20 protein-coding genes are annotated in these 18025 nt (G+C 67.1%); 7 read left to right on the top strand and 13 right to left on the bottom strand.

Going from position 1 to position 18025, the window contains the following annotated elements; all coding sequences use genetic code 11:
* The gene (locus PBT88_RS12230) at positions 1-675 is read right to left on the bottom strand and encodes a Fe2+-dependent dioxygenase (protein ID WP_270075623.1); all 675 of its coding nucleotides are present in this window, start codon (positions 673-675) and stop codon (positions 1-3) included.
* A gap of 50 nt (positions 676-725) precedes the next feature.
* Between PBT88_RS12230 and PBT88_RS12225 the strand changes: the two genes are divergently transcribed.
* Positions 726-938, top strand: a complete 213-nt coding sequence (locus PBT88_RS12225; RefSeq protein ID WP_270075622.1) for a hypothetical protein — start codon at positions 726-728, stop codon at positions 936-938.
* 154 nt (positions 939-1092) lie between these two features.
* Here the strand turns inward: PBT88_RS12225 and PBT88_RS12220 are convergent, their stop codons facing one another.
* The 9 genes from PBT88_RS12220 to PBT88_RS12180 all read right to left on the bottom strand — a co-directional run bounded on the left by PBT88_RS12220 (position 1093) and on the right by PBT88_RS12180 (position 11772).
* Positions 1093-2220 (bottom strand): glycosyltransferase, encoded by a 1128-nt coding sequence (locus tag PBT88_RS12220; protein WP_270075621.1) that lies wholly within the window; start codon positions 2218-2220, stop codon positions 1093-1095.
* 15 nt (positions 2221-2235) lie between these two features.
* On the bottom strand, positions 2236-3651 hold the full coding sequence (locus PBT88_RS12215) for an ArnT family glycosyltransferase (protein ID WP_270075620.1): 1416 nt from the start codon (positions 3649-3651) through the stop codon (positions 2236-2238).
* Positions 3652-3891: 240 nt separating this feature from the next.
* Positions 3892-4194 (bottom strand): ATP synthase F1 subunit epsilon, encoded by a 303-nt coding sequence (locus tag PBT88_RS12210; protein WP_270075619.1) that lies wholly within the window; start codon positions 4192-4194, stop codon positions 3892-3894.
* A gap of 65 nt (positions 4195-4259) precedes the next feature.
* A complete protein-coding gene (atpD, locus tag PBT88_RS12205) occupies positions 4260-5711 on the bottom strand; it encodes a F0F1 ATP synthase subunit beta (protein WP_270075618.1) in 1452 nt (483 codons plus the stop codon).
* 17 nt (positions 5712-5728) lie between these two features.
* On the bottom strand, positions 5729-6676 hold the full coding sequence (locus tag PBT88_RS12200) for a F0F1 ATP synthase subunit gamma (protein WP_270075617.1): 948 nt from the start codon (positions 6674-6676) through the stop codon (positions 5729-5731).
* A 21-nt stretch (positions 6677-6697) separates the two neighbouring features.
* Positions 6698-8227, bottom strand: a complete 1530-nt coding sequence (gene atpA, locus PBT88_RS12195; RefSeq protein WP_270075616.1) for a F0F1 ATP synthase subunit alpha — start codon at positions 8225-8227, stop codon at positions 6698-6700.
* Positions 8228-8229: 2 nt separating this feature from the next.
* The gene (locus PBT88_RS12190; protein ID WP_270075615.1) at positions 8230-8784 is read right to left on the bottom strand and encodes a F0F1 ATP synthase subunit delta; all 555 of its coding nucleotides are present in this window, start codon (positions 8782-8784) and stop codon (positions 8230-8232) included.
* Between the two features lie 240 nt (positions 8785-9024).
* Positions 9025-9546 carry an EF-hand domain-containing protein gene (locus PBT88_RS12185; protein WP_270075614.1) on the bottom strand — a complete coding sequence of 174 codons (522 nt, stop codon included), beginning with the start codon at positions 9544-9546 and terminating at the stop codon, positions 9025-9027.
* A 57-nt stretch (positions 9547-9603) separates the two neighbouring features.
* Complete coding sequence (locus PBT88_RS12180) at positions 9604-11772, bottom strand: primosomal protein N' (protein ID WP_270075613.1); 2169 nt, start codon at positions 11770-11772, stop codon at positions 9604-9606.
* A gap of 36 nt (positions 11773-11808) precedes the next feature.
* On the opposite strand from PBT88_RS12180, the gene PBT88_RS12175 reads away from it, so the two are divergent.
* The 5 genes from PBT88_RS12175 (at position 11809) to flgM (ending at position 14576) form a co-directional block, all read left to right on the top strand.
* Positions 11809-12309 (top strand): GNAT family N-acetyltransferase, encoded by a 501-nt coding sequence (locus PBT88_RS12175; RefSeq protein ID WP_270075612.1) that lies wholly within the window; start codon positions 11809-11811, stop codon positions 12307-12309.
* A gap of 4 nt (positions 12310-12313) precedes the next feature.
* Entirely contained in the window at positions 12314-12652 is a 339-nt protein-coding gene (locus PBT88_RS12170; RefSeq protein WP_270075611.1) for a hypothetical protein, read from the top strand.
* 55 nt (positions 12653-12707) lie between these two features.
* Positions 12708-13268 carry a DUF484 family protein gene (locus PBT88_RS12165; RefSeq protein WP_270075610.1) on the top strand — a complete coding sequence of 187 codons (561 nt, stop codon included), beginning with the start codon at positions 12708-12710 and terminating at the stop codon, positions 13266-13268.
* 32 nt (positions 13269-13300) lie between these two features.
* A complete protein-coding gene (locus PBT88_RS12160) occupies positions 13301-14182 on the top strand; it encodes a tyrosine recombinase XerC (RefSeq protein ID WP_270079247.1) in 882 nt (293 codons plus the stop codon).
* A 94-nt stretch (positions 14183-14276) separates the two neighbouring features.
* Positions 14277-14576: a flagellar biosynthesis anti-sigma factor FlgM gene (gene flgM, locus PBT88_RS12155; RefSeq protein ID WP_270075609.1), complete on the top strand. Its 300-nt coding sequence runs from the start codon at positions 14277-14279 to the stop codon at positions 14574-14576.
* A 22-nt stretch (positions 14577-14598) separates the two neighbouring features.
* On the opposite strand, the gene gshB is transcribed toward flgM, so the two are convergent.
* From gshB to rsmI, 3 genes are all read right to left on the bottom strand, one after another.
* Positions 14599-15552, bottom strand: coding sequence for a glutathione synthase (gene gshB, locus PBT88_RS12150; RefSeq protein ID WP_270075608.1), 954 nt, complete (start codon positions 15550-15552; stop codon positions 14599-14601).
* A gap of 81 nt (positions 15553-15633) precedes the next feature.
* On the bottom strand, positions 15634-15984 hold the full coding sequence (locus tag PBT88_RS12145; protein ID WP_270075607.1) for a YraN family protein: 351 nt from the start codon (positions 15982-15984) through the stop codon (positions 15634-15636).
* A complete protein-coding gene (rsmI, locus tag PBT88_RS12140) occupies positions 15981-16814 on the bottom strand; it encodes a 16S rRNA (cytidine(1402)-2'-O)-methyltransferase (protein ID WP_270075606.1) in 834 nt (277 codons plus the stop codon). Before rsmI ends, PBT88_RS12145 begins: the two co-directional genes overlap by 4 nt.
* Positions 16815-16872: 58 nt before the next feature.
* On the opposite strand from rsmI, the gene PBT88_RS12135 reads away from it, so the two are divergent.
* Positions 16873-18015, top strand: coding sequence for a penicillin-binding protein activator (locus PBT88_RS12135; protein WP_270075605.1), 1143 nt, complete (start codon positions 16873-16875; stop codon positions 18013-18015).
* Positions 18016-18025: the final 10 nt, after the last annotated feature.

Raw genomic sequence — 18025 nt, 5'->3', positions numbered from 1 at the left:
TCACGTGATCGACCACTGACGGAGGAGATTATGATAGACGCCGGTCAGAGGATCGAGCGAGGCATGATCGGGATGATCGGCGGTCAGCGCCTGGATCGCGCTGTCCAGCTCGAACAGCATCCGCCGCTGCTGATCCTGCGCCACCAGGCTCTGCACCCAGAAGAAGGCGGCGAAGCGGGCGCCCCGGGTGACCGGGGTGACGCGATGGAGGCTGCTGCCGGGATAGAGGATCATATGGCCGGCGGCGAGCTTGACCCGATGTTCGCCGAACAGATCGTCGATCAGCAATTCGCCGCCGTCATATTCGTCGGGATCGTTCAGGAATATCGTGGCCGAGAGATCGCTGCGGACATGGCCCTGCGGCCCCGGGAAGATCGCATTGTCGACATGGCTGCCATAGGCGCCGTCGCCTTCGTAGCGGTTGAAGCGCGGCGGCACGATCCGCATCGGCAGGGCGGACGCGATGAACAGCGGGCATTGCGAGAGCTTGCCGAGCAGGAAGTCGCCCAGGCGCTGGGCCAGGGGATCGTCCAGCCCGAGCTGGAGATTGGTCTTGACCGAGCGCGCCCGATGCCCGGCGGTCTGCCGGCCATCCTGCCATGCGGCGGCATCGAGCTGGTCGCGTACCTCCCGGATCTCGGCGGTGCTCAGCAATTCCGGGATTTCTATCGCCATTGCACTGACCTTGCCGGCTGATCGTCCCAAGCAATACAGAGGATGCCGGAATGGCGACGCGACCGACGCCGGTCTCGAAGACAAGCCTGCCCTGCGCGGTGGCGCATATCGTCGTTCCTTTCCACAGCCCTATCCATGCGCCATTATTGCGAATCATTTTCATCCGCAACCAGAAAGCCGCGGACCGGCAACGATCGCGAAGGCGAACCGGCCCGACCACCGGCGTCTCTCCGCACACGACAGCGAAAATCGATCTGGATTAGCGACTTAAGGTGTGAATTTTACTCGAGGTGGCATAGAAAAGAGCGGGGGCTGGACCCCGCCATCGCCTCATCTTCGTCATGATCGTCGGCGCCCGTCATCAGACATGCCAGAAGCCGGGCCTGATCAGACTGATAAGGAATGAGATCCTGGCCGTCAGGCTCGGCGCCAGGTGAGCAGGTTTCCCATCGTGTAGTTCCATACCGACCCGACCGCCGCGCCGGCGAGGCCCGCCAGCCACCAGGCGCTGTGTTCCCGGAACAGCATCACGCCGATCCCGACATTGGCGAGCGCGCCCAGACTACAGACCAAAGCAAAGCTGACCAGCCCCGAGGCCATTCGCAGGCCCCGCAGGCGGCGGTCGCGATAGGTGAACTGATTATTCAGCCAGAAATTGAAGCAGATCGCGCCCAGCACCGCGATCATCTGGCTCGCACGGAATGACAGGGATGCGATATCCAGCGCGAGCGAGAGCAAGCCGAGATGGACGGCCACACCGATAAGGCCGACTAGTGCAAACTTGATGAAGCGGATCGGGATACAGCGACCGATGCTCTTTTCCGCCAGCAATTCGAAATATTGCAGCACGATAGCGCTGTCGAGCTTGCTGGTGCCGGCGTCGCGCGTACGAAAGGTGTAGGGGCGTTCCGCGATGCGCAGGGGCGTGGGCGAGGAGGCCGCGATGTCCAGCAGCAGCTTGTACCCGACGCCCGACACGCGGGGGGCGGCGCGGAGCAGGCAGTCCCGGTCGATCGCGAAGAAGCCGCTCATCGGATCACTCAGGCGCGTGCCGGCGATCGAGACCGCGAGGCGTGTGGCGAGGCGGCTAATCGCCCGGCGCCGTGCCGACCATGTGCCGGTCGACCCGCCATCGGCGTAGCGGGTACCGACCGCGAGATCGGCCTCGCCATCGGCGATCGCGCGATAGAGTGCGGGCAGCACGCGCTCGTCATGCTGGAGGTCGGCGTCGATCACCGCCACCACGGGCGCCGTCGAGGCCAACATGCCCTCCATCACCGCCGACGACAGCCCGCGCCGGCCGACGCGGCGAATCAGCCGCACACGCCGGTCGCGTCGGCTGACCTCGGTCAGATACTCGGGCGTGCCATCGCTCGAACCATCGTCGACGAACACCGCTTCCCACTCGATGTCCGCGAGCGCGAGCGCCAGCAATTCAAGCAAGCGCGCGACATTCTCGCGCTCGTTGAGCGTCGGCACCACCACCGCAAGTTGCAGGGCGGCCGGAACCGGCGATGAGAAAATACGGAGCGGTGCGTGCTGCATGGAATCTGTTCCGGATCAAAAGGGCATGTTGGGGCTGGCACCGCGGATTGGCGAAGGGCCTGGGTGGAGCGATCTGAGCGCCCAGACGTAAAAGATGCGGTCGGGAGACGGCACGCGGGCCACCAGGACGTAATCCCGAGCCAGGGCCGCCCGCACGAGCTGCTGGGTGGCCGGGTTGACGTGCGGGATGGGCGGGCTGCTGGCGGTGACGATCGCCCCTGGCCGCGTCGCCAGCAGACGTGTTTCTTCGGCAGCAGGATCTACGCCCAGCGCGGGCGCCTCGGTCGGGTTGGTGAGATGGTCCGGATAGATGAAGCGCGTCGGCGCGCAGCTGTTGGTCAGCAGATAGAGCACGGCCGGACCGTCATAGACGTAGAGACAGCGATCCTGGACGTACGGTCGTATCGCGGTGGTCAGGTCGCCAGCAACCCGCTGGTATAAGCCTGTTTTGAAGGCGTAGCTCGGCAATGACAGCATCGGCCAAAATAGCAGCAGGCATCCCAACGCGAAGCCGACGCGACTGGGACGCATCAGGGGAGCGATCAGGATGCACGCTGGAAGCAGTACCGTGATGAAATAGAAATCGTAAAAATCGCCGAGCAGCCCGAAACCCACGAGCGCCGCTCCGATCCACCCCAGAATGAGCGGGAAATCCGGTTTTTCGTCGGAGCGACGTTTGAACCACCGCCAGGCGATCGCGACCGGGATGAGCAGGATGATCCACAGGCCATTGGTGACTGTCAGAGTCTCCTGCCCCCCTCGGGTCTGTGCCGGGAATGGATGGCGTTGAAAGATCGACAGAAAATTGGCTTGAAAAAAAGCGTCGAGATGCCCGGTGGCCGCATAGAAGCCGATCGCGGCGATGGTCGGCAGCAGCGCGACCAGAATCATTGCCATGGCAACGCTGACCGTCCAGGCGATTGGCGCGTGGATCCGCCAGAAACGCCACAGAAAATAGCATCCGAAGAACATGCCTTCGACGACCGGCGTGTATTTGAACTGGATCGCGGTCCCCATCATCGCCATCGCGATCAGGGCGAGGCGCGCAATCCGGGCGGGACTATCGGTATCGTTCGATCGGAATGCGCACCATGCCGCGATGGCGGTCAGGACATTGTAGATGACGGGAGATTGGCCGCCCGTTCCGTGGAACGTCATCAAGAGCAGGATATAGCAGAGTGCCGCACCGAAGGAGGCGATCGGTCCCGCGGCGCGGCGCGCCATCGCCCAGATAAGGCTGCCGGTGATCGCCACGCACAGCGTGGCCGCGATCTGATACTGGATGATGCCGGTCCCGCCGAGCATCCGAACGACCGCATAGAAGAGGAATAGGCCGATCGGCTTGCGATCCCACAGCTCGACATAGGGCAGACTGCCGTGCAGCAGCCGATCGCCGATCAGCAGATACAGTTGCTCGTCAAACTCGAGCATTGGATTGCCGAAGGTGATTGCGCGAACGAGGAAGGCGGTCGCGAAGATCGCGGCATAGGGCGCCCAGCGCTGCCAACGCGCCTGCGCAGCCGGGACCACCGGTCCCGATGTCGCAGCGAAATCCGCCGCTAAAGTCGCCATAGGTCCATGCGCTCCCGTCAGTAGGAACGACATGGACCAGCCATGGTAATAAAACGATTAACCGCCGCTGCGGTCAGCCGGCGTCAAAATGGCGCGAACTCAATGATCCGCGCGGGCCGAACGCGCGGAATCACCGCCACCCAGCACCTCGGCATGTTCGGCGAGCACCGTCAGCCCCTTGTCGGTAACCTCGGCGAAGCCGCCCTGGACGCGGATGCGCTGGCGCACCACGTCCATCGAGGAATAGACCAGCACTTCGCCGTCGCGCACCGTCGCCATGATCGGGGCGTGGCCGGCGAGCACGCCGAAATCGCCCTCGGTGCCGGGGACGACGACCATGAAGGCCTCCTCCGACAGGATCTTCTTTTCCGGGGTGACGAGTTCGAAGTGGACGTCGGCCATGATCTTATCCTGATCCCCTCCCGCATCGGCGGGAGGGGTGGGTTCCGTGGAGAGGCGAAAGGCGCTTAGGCCGCTTCGGCCAGCTTCTTGCCCTTTTCGACCGCCTCTTCGATGCCGCCGACCATGTAGAAGGCGGCCTCCGGCAGATGGTCATACTCGCCGTTCACGACGGCCTTGAACGACTTCACCGTGTCCTCGATCTGCACGAACTTGCCGCTGATGCCGGTGAAGACCTCGGCGACGTGGAACGGCTGCGACAGGAAACGCTGGATCTTGCGCGCACGGCTGACGGTGAGCTTATCCTCTTCGCTGAGCTCGTCCATGCCGAGGATCGCGATGATGTCCTGCAGCGACTTGTACTTCTGGAGCGTCTCCTGGACCGAGCGGGCGACGTCGTAATGATCCTGGCCGACGATCGCGGGGCTCAGCGCGCGCGAGGTCGAATCGAGCGGATCGACTGCCGGATAGATGCCCATTTCGGAGATGGCGCGATTGAGGTTGGTCGTCGCGTCGAGATGGGCGAACGACGCGGCCGGGGCCGGATCGGTGAGATCGTCGGCCGGCACGTAGATTGCCTGTACCGAGGTGATCGAGCCCTTGTCGGTGGAGGTGATGCGCTCCTGCAGCATGCCCATGTCGGTGGCGAGGGTCGGCTGATAGCCCACCGCCGACGGGATGCGGCCGAGCAGCGCCGACACTTCGGCGCCGGCCTGGGTGAAGCGGAAGATGTTGTCGACGAAGAACAGCACGTCCTGGCCCTCGACGTCGCGGAAATATTCCGCATTGGCGAGGCCGGACAGGGCGACGCGGGCGCGGGCGCCCGGCGGCTCGTTCATCTGGCCATAGACCAGGGCGACCTTGGAGCCTTCCGGGGTCGGGTTGCCGTCGGCATCCTTGGCGATGACGCCGGCATCGAGGAACTCGTGATAGAGATCATTCCCCTCGCGGGTGCGCTCGCCGACGCCGGCGAACACCGAGGTGCCGCCATGGCCCTTGGCGATGTTGTTGATCAGCTCCTGGATCAGCACGGTCTTGCCGACGCCGGCGCCGCCGAACAGGCCGATCTTGCCGCCCTTGGTATAGGGCGCGAGCAGATCGATCACCTTGATGCCGGTGACGAGGATGCTGGTCTCGGTCGATTGTTGGACGAAGGACGGAGCCTCGGCATGGATCGGCATGTGGGTCTCGGCGTTCACCGGGCCACGCTCGTCGATCGGCTCGCCGATCACGTTGAGGATGCGGCCGAGCGTCTTCGGGCCGACCGGCACCGTGATCTGCGCGCCGGTGTCGCGGACTTCCTGCCCACGGGTCAGGCCGTTGGTGCCGTCCATCGCGATCGTGCGGACGGTGCTCTCGCCGAGATGCTGGGCCACTTCGAGGACGAGGCGGGCGCCGTTGTTGTCGGTTTCGAGCGCCGAGAGGATCATCGGCAGCGGGCCGTCGAACGTGACGTCGACGACGGCGCCGATCACCTGGCTGATACGGCCGATATTGTGGGGTGCGGGTGCGGTTGCCATGACGATTTCCTGCCTTCTTAGCCCTTGAGCGCTTCGGCGCCGGAGATGATCTCGATCAGTTCGGTCGTGATCGCCGCCTGGCGCGAGCGGTTATACTGGATGGTGAGCTTCCGGATCATGTCGCCGGCGTTGCGGGTCGCATTGTCCATCGCGGTCATGCGGCTGCCCTGCTCCGACGCGGCATTCTCCTGGAAGGCGCGGAAGAGCTGGACGGCGATGTTGCGCGGCAGCAGCGTGGCGAGGATTTCCTCCTCGTCGGGCTCATATTCGAATGCCGCGACCGGGCCGCCGCTTTCCGACGTAGCGCGCTGGTGGGTGCCGTCCTCGGAGGTTTCGGTGCGCTTCTCGCCCTTGTCGGAACCCATGCCGGGAATTTCGACCGGGATGATCTGCTGCTCGGTCGGCACCTGCACCAGCGCCGACTGGAACTTGGCGTAATAGAGCCGCGCGACATCGAATTCGCCCGCCTCGAAGCGGTGCATGATATCCTTCGCCACCTCGAGCGCGTCGTCGAACGAGACGATCTTGATGAGGGTCTGGTCGACCTGGTGGACGATCTGTCCGGGGAAGAGGCGGGCGAGGACCGCACGGCCCTTCTTGCCGACCAGATAGAATTTCACCGTCTTGCCCTGCGCGATCGCTTCCCGCGCATTACGGACGGCGAGGCGCACGATGTTCGAGTTGAACGCGCCGGCAAGGCCGCGCTCCGAGGTGGCGACGACGAACAGCTGCGCGGTGTCCTTGCCGGTGCCGGCAAGCAGGCGCGGGCTTTCGGGGCCGACGGTCACGCCCGAGGCGAGGCGTGCCATCACCTTGGTGATCTCCTCGGCATAAGGACGGCCGGCCTCCGCCGCCTCCTGCGCGCGGCGCAGCTTGGCGGCGGCGACCATCTTCATCGCCTTGGTGATCTTCTGCGTCGACTTCACCGAGCCGATGCGACCTTTGAGGGCTTTAAGGCTGGGCATGGCGCTCCCTTAGCGTCCGGATCAGCCGAAGGTCTTGGCGAAGGCGTCGAGCGCCGCCTTCAGCTCGCCCTTCACGTCGTTGCCGAGATCCTTGGTCTTGCGGATCGTCTCCAGAATCCCCGGATGGTTGTTCTTGAGGTCCGACAGGAACGCCGCCTCGAAGCGGGTGACGTCGGCGACCGGAATCTTGTCGAGCGCGCCCTGGGTGCCGGCAAAGATCGAGGCGACCTGGTCCTCGAACGGCATCGGGTGGAACTGGTCCTGCTTGAGCAGCTCGGTCAGGCGGGCACCGCGGTTGAGCAGCTTCTGGGTCGAGGCGTCGAGGTCCGAGCCGAACTGCGCGAACGCCGCCATCTCGCGATACTGGGCGAGCTCGAGCTTGATCGAGCCGGCGACCTTCTTCATCGCCTTGGTCTGCGCGGCGGAGCCGACGCGGCTGACCGAGAGGCCGACGTTGATGGCCGGGCGGATGCCCTGATAGAACAGATCCGTCTCGAGGAAGATCTGGCCGTCGGTGATCGAGATCACGTTGGTCGGGATATAGGCCGAGACGTCGCCGGCCTGGGTCTCGATGATCGGCAGGGCGGTGAGCGAGCCCGAGCCGTGCGTGTCGGCCATCTTGGCGGCGCGCTCGAGCAGGCGCGAGTGCAGGAAGAACACGTCGCCCGGATAGGCTTCGCGGCCCGGCGGGCGGCGCAGCAGCAGCGACATCTGACGGTAGGCCACGGCCTGCTTGGAGAGATCGTCATAGACGATCAGACCGTGCATCCCGTTGTCGCGGAAATATTCGCCCATCGTGCAGCCGGTGTAGGGCGCCAGGAACTGGAGCGGGGCGGGATCGGACGCGGTCGCGGCGACGACGATGGTATATTCCATCGCGCCATTCTCTTCGAGCTGGCGGACGATCTGCGCCACCGTCGAGCGCTTCTGGCCGATCGCGACGTAGATGCAGTAGAGCTTCTGCTTCTCGTCGTCGCCGGCATTGGCGGTCTTCTGGTTGATGAAGGCGTCGATCGCGACGGCGGTCTTGCCGGTCTGGCGATCGCCGATGATCAGCTCGCGCTGACCGCGGCCGACGGGGACGAGCGCGTCGAGCGCCTTGAGGCCGGTCTGCACCGGCTCGTGGACCGAGGTGCGCGGAATGATGCCGGGCGCCTTGCTCTCGACGCGGGCGCGGGTCTCGTACTGGATCGGGCCCTTGCCGTCGATCGGGTTGCCGAGGCCATCGACCACGCGGCCGAGCAGGCCCTTGCCGACCGGCACGTCGACGATGGTGCCGGTGCGCTTGACGGTGTCGCCTTCGCGGATCTGGGCGTCCGAGCCGAAGATCACGGCGCCGACATTGTCGGCTTCGAGGTTGAGCGCCATGCCCTGGGTGCCATTGGCGAACTCGATCATCTCGCCGGCCTGGACATTGTCGAGGCCATAGATGCGCGCGATGCCGTCACCGACGCTCAGCACCTGGCCGACTTCCGAAACCTGGGCTTCGGCGCCGAAATTGGCGATCTGGTCGCGGATGACCTTGGAGATTTCTGCGGCGCGGATATCCATGTTCAGCCTTTCATCGCGTGCGCGAGAGTGTTCAATTGGGTGCGGATCGAGCCATCGATCTGCTGCGAGCCCATCTTCACGATCAGGCCGCCGAGAATAGTGGGATCGACCTTCGCCTCGATCGCGACATCCCGGCCGAAGCGCTCGCGCAGCTTGTCCTTGAGTGCCGCGGTCTGCTCGGCATCGAGCGGATGGGCGGAGGTGATGTGGGCGGTCGTCTCGCCGCGATGGGCGGCGGCGAGCGCCTTGAAGCTGCGAATGATCGCAGCCAGCTGGCCGAGCCGGCCATTATGGCCGAGCAGCCCGAGCAGGTTCGAAACCGTATCGCCGAGCGCCATCGCCTTTGCGACCGCCAGCACCGCGGCCGTCGCCGAACCGCGCCCGATCAACGGGCTTTCGGTCAGCGTCCGAAACTCGGCGTTGTCTGCCAATGCCGCCATGACGGAATCGAGATCCGCCGAAACCGTTTCGATCTCGCGCTCATCTCGCGCCAGTTCGAACAACGCCATCGCATAACGACCGCTAAGGCTAGCCTGAATGCCGCTGGAAATATCCACGCGCGAACCCACCCCGTAAAATCAACTTCGGCCCATACAAAAAAAGGGGGCGCCCACAAGGCGTCCCCGCATGGGTTGCCGGCCGGTTAGCAGGGGAGGCATGAGGATGCAAGGCTGGCGGGCTTGGCCTTTCGACCGGGTTTCGAAGCCAACGCCGATTTGGCTTCGGCGTCGCACCGCTGCCGTCAGCAGCCGACGGCCGGGGCCGCCGGATAACCGCGGCCCCGGCCGTGGGACGCATCAGCGGCCGGGGCCCTGCATCTCGCCCTGGCTCGGGCCGGCGGGGGTGCTGGGCAGGGCCGGCGCCTCCTTGTGGGCGGCCGCCTTCTCGGCGACGGTCAGCACGCCGTCATGGTTGGTATCCATCATGTCGAAGGCGGCGAGCGGGCGCTTGCTGGCTTCGGCAAGGCTGAGCTTGCCGTCGTGATTGGTATCGACATCGTTGAAGGCGCGGTTGGCGGCGTCCAGCATCCGCTGCGCATCGGCCTTGGTCGGCGGCGCGTCGCGATTGATCACCGCGCCCATCCGCTTGGCGAACTCGGCGCGGCTCATGAAGCCGTCGTGATTGGTATCGGCGAGGTCAAAGGTCTTCTTGATCTGCGCCTGCATCTGGGCGCGGGTGACGTCGCCGCTGCTCGCGGGCGTCGCGGCGGCCTTGGCGGCGGCCGGCTTGGCCGGCTGCTTCTCGATCGCGGCGACGGCGCCGGAGGCGAGGGTCAGCCCGATCAAGGTCGTGACGGTGGCAATTCGGGCAAGGCGCACGGTAAATTCTCCTCAATGTCGCACATCATATCGTGCTGGGCGATGGCGGCCCAACGCTTACAGGAAGCTGTATGGGTCCACGTCCACCGCGACGCGCACCCCTCTCGGCCATTCGAGCGCGCCGAGCCAGCCCCGGATCACGTCCTGCACGTCGAGCGCGCGGCGGGCATGGACGAGCAGCCGCTGGCGGTGGCGGCCGCGCAGCATGGCGAGCGGGGCGGGGGCGGGGCCGAACACCATCATCCCCTCCACCTCGGGCGCGTGGTGCCCGATCAGCCGCGCCGTATCGACCGCCTCGTCCAGCTTCTCGGAGGAGACGATGATCGCGGCATAACGGCCGAAGGGCGGCGCGCCGGCCTCGCGCCGGCTCTCGGTTTCGGCCGCGTAGAAGCTCTCCGCATCGCCGGTCACCAGCGCCTGGATGACGGGCGCACCGGGCTCGCGGGTCTGGAGATAGACGCGGCCCGGCTTGGCGCCGCGTCCGGCGCGCCCGGCGACCTGCGCGATCTGCTGGAAGCTGCGCTCGGCGGCGCGCAGGTCGCCGCCCTGCAGGCCGAGATCGGCATCCACGACGCCGACCAAAGTCAGGTTGGGGAAATGATAGCCCTTGGTGATCAGCTGGGTGCCGATCACCACGTCGATATCGCCGGCTTCCATCCGGTTGACGAACTCGGCCGCCTTGGCCGGCGACCACATCGTGTCCGAGGTGACGATCGCGGTGCGGGCATCGGGCAGGATCGCCGCCACCTCGTCGGCGATCCGCTCGACGCCGGGGCCGCAGGCGACGAGGCTGTCCTCCTCATGGCATTCGGGGCAGGCGGCGGGCGGCGGCATGACATGGCCGCAATGATGGCAGGCGAGCCGCGCGGTCAGCCGGTGCTCGACCATCCAGGCGGTGCAGTTCGGGCAGCGGAAGCGGTGGCCGCAGGTCCGGCACAGGGTCAGCGGGGCGTAACCGCGCCGGTTGAGGAACAGCAGCGCCTGCTCGCCGCGCTCGATCGTCTCGTGCAGCGCGGAGACCAGAGTGGGGGCGATCCAGCGCTGCTTGGGGGGCGGATCCTGGGTCAGATCGATGATGTCGATCTTCGGCATCTGGGCGACACCGTAGCGGCCGGGCAGCTTCAATTCGCGATATTTGCCGATCTCGACCATCTGGCGGGTCTCGATCGCCGGCGTGGCCGAGGCGAGGACGACCGGTATGCGCTCGAAACGGCCGCGCATCACCGCCACATCGCGGGCGTGGTACATCACGCCCTCCTCCTGCTTGAAGCTGGTCTCGTGCGCCTCGTCGACCACGATCAGGCCGAGATCGCGATAGGGCAGGAATAGAGCGGAGCGCGCCCCGCACACCACCTTGGCTTCGCCGCTGGCGATCGCCCGCCACGCGCGCCGCCGCTGGGACTGGCGCAGGTCCGAATGCCAGGCCACGGGGAGATGGCCGAAACGCGCCTCGAAGCGCTTGAGGAACGGCTCGGTCAGCGCGATCTCGGGCAGCAGGACGAGCGACTGGCGCCCCTCCCGCAGCGCGGCGGCGATGCCCTCGAAATAGACCTCGGTCTTGCCCGATCCGGTGACGCCGTCGAGCAGCATCGGATCGAAGCTCTTCGCCTGCACCGCCGCGACGATGGTGTCGGACACGGCGCGCTGATCGGCGGACAGAGCAGGCGGCGCGAAGCCGGGATCGGGTTCGGCATAAGGCGCATCGACCGCCACCTCGACGGCCTCGATCGCGCCGGCCTTGACCAGCCCCCGCATCACCGCGTCCGTGACATCGGCGATGGCGGCCAGTTCGCGGATCAGCCCCTGCCGCTCGCCGATCCGCTCCAGCGCCTGGGTCCGCTGCGGTGTCAGGCGATCCGGGGCCAGGCCGGTCGCGCGATATTCGATCACCGTGCGCCCGCCATCGAGCGCGCTCGCCGACGACAGCGCCATGCGCAGCACGGCGGCAGGCGGGGCCAGATAATAGCCGGCGGTCCACTCGATCAGCCGGCGCAGCGGTGCCGCGATCGGCGGGAGATCGTAGGCGGCGGCGAGGTTGCGCAGCCGGTTGTCGCCGACCTCGGCATCGGACGGCATATGCTCGGCCTCCCACACCACGCCGGCGATCTGGCGCGGCCCGAGCGGGGCGAGCACGATCGATCCGGGCTCGACCGTCATGCCGTGCGGCACGCGGTAATCGAGCGGCCCCAGCGCGCTGTTGAGCAGGAGGACTCGGGCGCGGCTCATATGCTAGTGTGCCATGCAGCTAATACGGGGAAGTTCATGCTCGAAACGGAACGGCTCACAATCAGGCGGATCGGGCTGGACGACGCCGGCTTCATGCTGGCTTCGGTCAATGATCCGGGGTTCATCTCCAACATAGGCGATCGTGGCGTCCGCACAATCGAGGACGCGGAGACCTATATCCGCGAGCGCGTGCTGGCCTCCTACGCAGCGAACGGTTTCGGAATGTTCCGGGTGGCGCTGAAGGACGGTGACGAAGGTGTTGGAACGATAGGTTTCGTCCGGCGCGACGGGCTCGACAAGCCCGATCTCGGCTTCGCGTTTCTGGAGGCGCATGTCGGCAAGGGCTATGCCTATGAGGCGGCGACCGCGCTGATGGCATGGGGCCGCGCGACGCTCGGCATCGGTCCCTTGCTGGCGATCACCGCGCCCGCCAACGCCGCCTCGGCGGGGCTGCTGGTCAAGCTCGGCTTCCGGGAGACCGGGCGGATCATGCTTCCCACCCATGGCGGCGAGAGCCGGCTGTTCGCGGAAGGCTGATCCGGTGCTGGCCCTCCTCCTCGCGCTCGCCACACCCGATATCGACAGCGCGATCGCGCAGGCGATCAATCCCTGCCCCGCCGACCCCAGGGCCGGGGACATCGTGGTGTGCGGCAAGGACAAGCAGGCGATGGACCGGCGTTTCCGTATCCCGCGCGAAGATCATGGCTTCGATCCGCTCGGCACGATGGACAGCGTCTCGCGCGAGCGGCACCGGCTGATCGACGGGGACGGCGCCTCTCAGGATCTCACGCGCGGCTCGTGCAGCCCGGTCGGCGCCAGCGGTTCGACCGGCTGCGACATCAAGAAATGGCGCGAGAATGACCAGAAAAAGGGCTGGTAGACTTTCGGCGCATCCGGCCATTTCCTTTTAACCATGTCGCGCTAAGCTCCCGCGCATGGGCAGCGTGATCAACTTCGAAGACCGGGCGGTGGCGACGCTGCGCGCGCGCGTCGCCGAGGTCGAGGAGGCGAACCAGGATCTCATCGCCTTCGCGCGGGGTCATTCCGGCGCGGTCGCCCAGATCCATGCCGCCGTGCTCGCCGCGATCGAGGCCGACGGGCTCGATCACCTGATCCATGTCGTCACCCAGGTCTGGCCCGATCTGCTCGGCGTCGATGCGGTGGCGCTGGCGCTCCATGTCGGCGAGACCGGGCTGCGCGCCGATGCCGACGGCCTCCAGTTCGTCGATCGCCGGGTGATCGCGCGGACGGTGCGCGGCGTCGACGGGGTGGTACTGCGTGGCGTCGAGCGCGGCCATCCGCTGTTCGGCCCGGCGGCTTCGCTGATCCGCGCCGAAGCGCTGGTGCGGCTCGACAATCCGTCGCCCCTGCCCTGCGGCCTGATCGCGCTCGGCCAGCGCGCCGAGCAGCGCTTCGAGACCCGCCACGGCTCCGAACTCCTCGCCTTCCTCGGCGCGACGCTCGCGCGTATGGTGGGGCGGTGGCTGCTCCCCTGACCCCGATAGGCCTTGACGATCATCCGGCGCGGATGACCGCCGCCGCCTTCGCCGATCATCTCCGCCGCGATCGCCTCCGCTCCGCCCATACCGTGCGGGCCTACACCGCCACCGCGCATCGGCTGATCGCCTTTCTCGGCGAGCATCGCGGCGAAGCGGTGGATGGCGCGATGCTCGGCACGGTGCAGCCCGGCGACCTGCGCGCCTTTCTCGCCCGGCGGCGCAGCGAAGGACTGACCAACGCCTCGGCGGCCCGCGAATTGTCGGCGGTGCGCACATTCCTCGGCTTCGTCGTCGGTGACGACGCGCCGCTGCCGCGCATCCAGGCGCCGCGGGTCAAGCGCGGCGTGCCACGCCCGATCGCGCCGGCCGACGCCCGCTCGCTCGCCGAGGACGCCGCCGACGCCCATGACGTCCCCTGGCTCGCCGCGCGTGATCTCGCGGTGCTGCTGCTGCTCTACGGGGCGGGGCTGCGCGTCGGCGAGGCGATGGCGCTCGATGCCGGGGCGCTGCCGCTCGGCGAGACGATCACCGTCACCGGCAAGGGCCGCAAGCAGCGGGTGGTGCCGCTGCTCCCCGTCGTGCGCGATGCGATCGTCCGCTATTCCGAATTATGTCCCTGGCCGCTGGGCAAGGGCCAGGCGCTGTTCCGTGGAGCGAAGGGCGGCCCGCTGGATTCGGCCATCGTGCGCCGTGCCGTCCGCGCCGCCCGCGTCCGCCTGGGGTTGCCCGAGAAGACCACGCCCCATGCCCTGCGGCACAGCTTCGCCACCCATCTGCTGGGGCGCGGCGCAGACCTGCGCCAGCTGCAGGAACTGCTCGGCCATGCCAGCCTGTCGTCGACCCAGATCTACACGGCGGTCGATGCGGCGCACCTGATGGACGTTTACCGGGCGGCGCACCCACGCGCCTGAAATGTTCAGGAAAAATCTTTTCACGCTCTCTTAAAGTTTGCGTGCGGCCGTCGTTACCGGTGACAGAGAACACCTCTTAGGCAGGAAACCGGGTATGGACGGAATCGACAAGGCAGGGGGAGCAACCGACGTTTCGCGGCTGCGGCCGTCGTCGGTCCAGACCACACCGGCTCCGGCGGCGGTTTCGACCGCGCAGCCGAAGCCGGACTTACCGAGTGCGATCTCCGACCTCTTCTCGGCACTGGCGGATGCAACTCCGCCGGTGGACGGCAAGAAGGTGCAGGCGATCCGATCTCTGATCCAGTCAGGCGCCTATCCCATCGACTCGCGGGCGATCGCGCAGAAGATGGTGGCGCTCGACTTTCCCACGCGCGGCATCGGCGCCGACGCCTGAAGGGCGACGAAAGACGAGGAAATCAGGCCCGCGCCGCAGCGCGGGCCTCGATCGCCTCCCATATGAGAGCCGGGGTATCGGTGCCGTTGAACTTGTCGATGGCGACGATCCCGGTGGGCGAGGTGACGTTGATCTCGGTGAGGTAGCCGGCGATCACGTCGATCCCGACGAAGATCAGCCCCCGCTTGGCGAGCTCTGGGCCTAGCGCGTCGCAGATCTCGATCTCGCGCGGGGTGAGTTCCGCCTGCGCGCCCGATCCGCCGACCGCGAGGTTGGAGCGGATCTCGCCGGCCTTGGGCAAGCGGTTGACCGCGCCGGCCGCCTTGCCGTCGACCAGGACGATGCGCTTGTCGCCCTTCGACACGTCCGGCAGGAAAGCCTGCACCATGAACGGCTCGCGCCAGACCTGGCCGAACAATTCGGTGAGCGCGGCGAGATTGGCGTCCTTCTTCGCGACATGGAACACGGCCGAGCCGGCATTGCCGTAGAGCGGCTTCACCACCACCTCGCCATGCGCGGCATGGAAGGCGCGCGCCTCCTCCAGGCTGCGGGTGATCATCGTCGGCGGCATGAACTGCGCATAATCGAGCACGAACAGCTTTTCGGGAGCATTGCGGACCGAGGCCGGATCGTTGATCACCACCGTCTCGTGCTGGATGCGTTCGAGCAGGTGGGTCGCGGTGATATAGGCGAGGTCGAAGGGCGGATCCTGCCGCATCAGGATCGCGTCGGTCTCGGCGCCCAGATCGAGCAGCTTGGGCGCGCCGAAGCTGAAATGATCGCCGGCGACGCGCTGCACCGTCACCGGGCGGGCCGGCGCATAGACGCGGCCGTCGCGATAGGTGAGGTCGCCGGCGGTGTAATGATAGAGGGTGTGGCCCCGCGCCTGCGCCGACAGCATCAGCGCGAAGGTCGAGTCACCGGCGATATTGACGGTCTCCATGGGGTCCATCTGGACGGCGACGGTCAAGCCCATGTCATCAAGCCCATCATCAAACCCATGTCATTACGCTCCCGAGAATGTGTCGGCCGCAAATAGGGTGCGAAGGCGCCCGCGTCACCCCTGCCAGACATGCTCGAGGTGCTTCGGCAACTTTCCGGGCGCGATCAGCACCGCATCGATGCGGATATCGTCGCCGGGTTGGGCATAGCGCGGGATGAGCAGCTCCGCCGCCGCCGCGACCCGCACCAGCCGCTGCCGATCGAGCGCCAGGTCCAGCGCCGCCTGAGTCTTGCGGCTCTTGACCTCGACGAAGGCGACGATGCCGGGCTTGCGCATCACGATGTCGACTTCGCCCGCCGGCGTGCGGACCCGCCGGTCGAGGATCGTCCAGCCCTTGAGGCGGAGATAGTGGGCGGCGATCGTCTCGGCCATCCGGCCGCTCGCTTCCGCCGCCTGTCGCGTCATGCCTTCAGTTCCAGCGCGCGGGCGTAGAGATCGTGGCGGTCGAGCCCGGTTGTCGCCGCGACCTCCTTGGCCGCCTTGGCGACGGGCAGCCGCGCCAGCGCCTCGCGGAGCAGCGCGTCGAGATCCTCCACTTCCGGCCTGGCGGCCTCGCCCGGCGGGCCGACGACGATGACGATCTCGCCCTTCGGCCCCTGCTCGGCATAGCGTTCCGCCAGTTCGGAGAGCGTGCCGGTCACGCATTCCTCGAATGCCTTGCTGATCTCGCGCGCCACCGCCGCGTCGCGGTCGCCCAGCCCCTTCGCCAGTGCCGCCAGCGTCGCGCCGAGCCGCGGCCCGCTCTCGTACATCACCAGGCTGGCGCGGATCGCCGCCACCTCGGCGATGGCGTCGCCCTTGGCCTTTTCCTTGCTCGGCAGGAAGCCGACGAACAGGAAGCGATCGGTCGGCAGCCCGGCCAGCGTCAGCGCCGCCACCGCCGCGCAGGGGCCGGGCAGGGTGACGATAGCATGGCCCGCCGCCCGCGCATCGCGGACCAGCTTGAAGCCAGGGTCCGAGATCATCGGCGTGCCGGCATCCGACACCAGCGCGATCGCCTCGCTGCCCAGCCGGGCGACCAGTCCGGGCCTGATCCGGTCGGCATTATGATCGTGATAGGGGGTCATCGGCCGCTCGGCACCGATGTGGCGGAGCAGCTTGGCGGTGACGCGGGTATCCTCGGCGGCGATCAGATCGGCCCGGCTCAAGACGTCGGCAGCGCGGGGCGTCAGGTCGCCGAGATTGCCGATGGGGGTCGCGACGATGTAGAGGCCTGGGGCAAGTGGATCGATCATAGGGGATGTCATGGCAGAGTGGTTATGCGTATCGCAACCGGCGAAGCGGTCGTGGGCGATGCGGGCCGGCGCCCTGACGGTCGCCATGCTGCTCGCCGGCTGTGCCGGCGTGGTGCCGAAGACGGCGCGTCCCGCCGCCGCGCCGGCGCCCGCCAGGGGGCCGGCTGCCCAGCCCAGTCGCCTGCCGGAGGATCTGCGCGATCGCGTCGCGGTGCTGGTGCCGCTCAGCGGGCCGGAGGCGGGCATCGGCCAGTCGATCGCCAATGCCGCCAACATGGCGCTGATCGATTCGGGCGGCGCCGGCGTGCGCCTCACCATGTACGACACCGCCGCCGGTGCGGGCGTCGCGGCCCAGAAGGCGTTGGCCGAGGGCAATAAGCTCATCCTCGGGCCGTTGCTGGCGGACGATGTGCGCGCGGTCGCGCCGATCGCCGCCGCCCAGCATGTGCCGGTGCTGTCCTTCTCCAACGATGTCAGCATTGCCGGCAATGGCGTCTATCTGCTCGGCTTCACGCCGACCGAATCGGTCGACCGCGTGGTCGATTTCGCCAAGCAGCGGGGGCTGACCCGGCTCGGCGCGCTGGTCCCGAACGGTGTCTATGGCCGGCGGGCGTCGAACGCGATGCTGCGCGCCGCCGAAGAGGCGAATGCCACCGTCGTCTCGATGCAGGGCTATGATCGCTCGCCCGCCTCGCTTGCGGCGGCGATCCGGAAATTCGGCGATCCCAAGGGCTATGATGCGATCCTGATCGCCGATTCGGGCCGCATCGCGCTGGTCGCGGCGCCGCTGATCCGCAAGTCCGGCTCCTCGGCACGCTTGCTCGGCACCGAGCTTTGGAACACCGAGCCGCAGCTGGCCGCCAGCAAGACGATGAACGGCGCGTGGTTCGCCGCGGTTTCGGACGGGCTCTACAACCAGTTCGCGGTGAAATATCGGGCGCGCTTCGGCAAGGGGCCGTTCCGCCTGTCCAGCCTGGGCTATGATTCGGTGCTGCTCGCGGTGCGCATCTCGGCCAATTGGAAGCCGGGCAGCGAATTCCCGGCCGACCGGCTGACCGACAAGGGCGGGTTCTCGGGCGTCGACGGCGCCTTCCGCTTCGATCGCGACGGGATTGCCGAGCGCGTGCTCGAGGTGAAGCAGATCGGCGCGAACGGGATGACCGTGATCTCGCCGGCACCGCAGGGCTTCGGCGACCAGTAGCGCGGCGAGC

It is taken from the genome of Sphingomonas abietis (genome assembly GCF_027625475.1).
GTDB classification, from domain to species: Bacteria; Pseudomonadota; Alphaproteobacteria; order Sphingomonadales; family Sphingomonadaceae; genus Solisphingomonas; species Solisphingomonas abietis.
The sequence above is the reverse complement of the archived record's forward strand: the minus strand, read 5'-3'. Positions and strand labels throughout refer to the sequence as shown.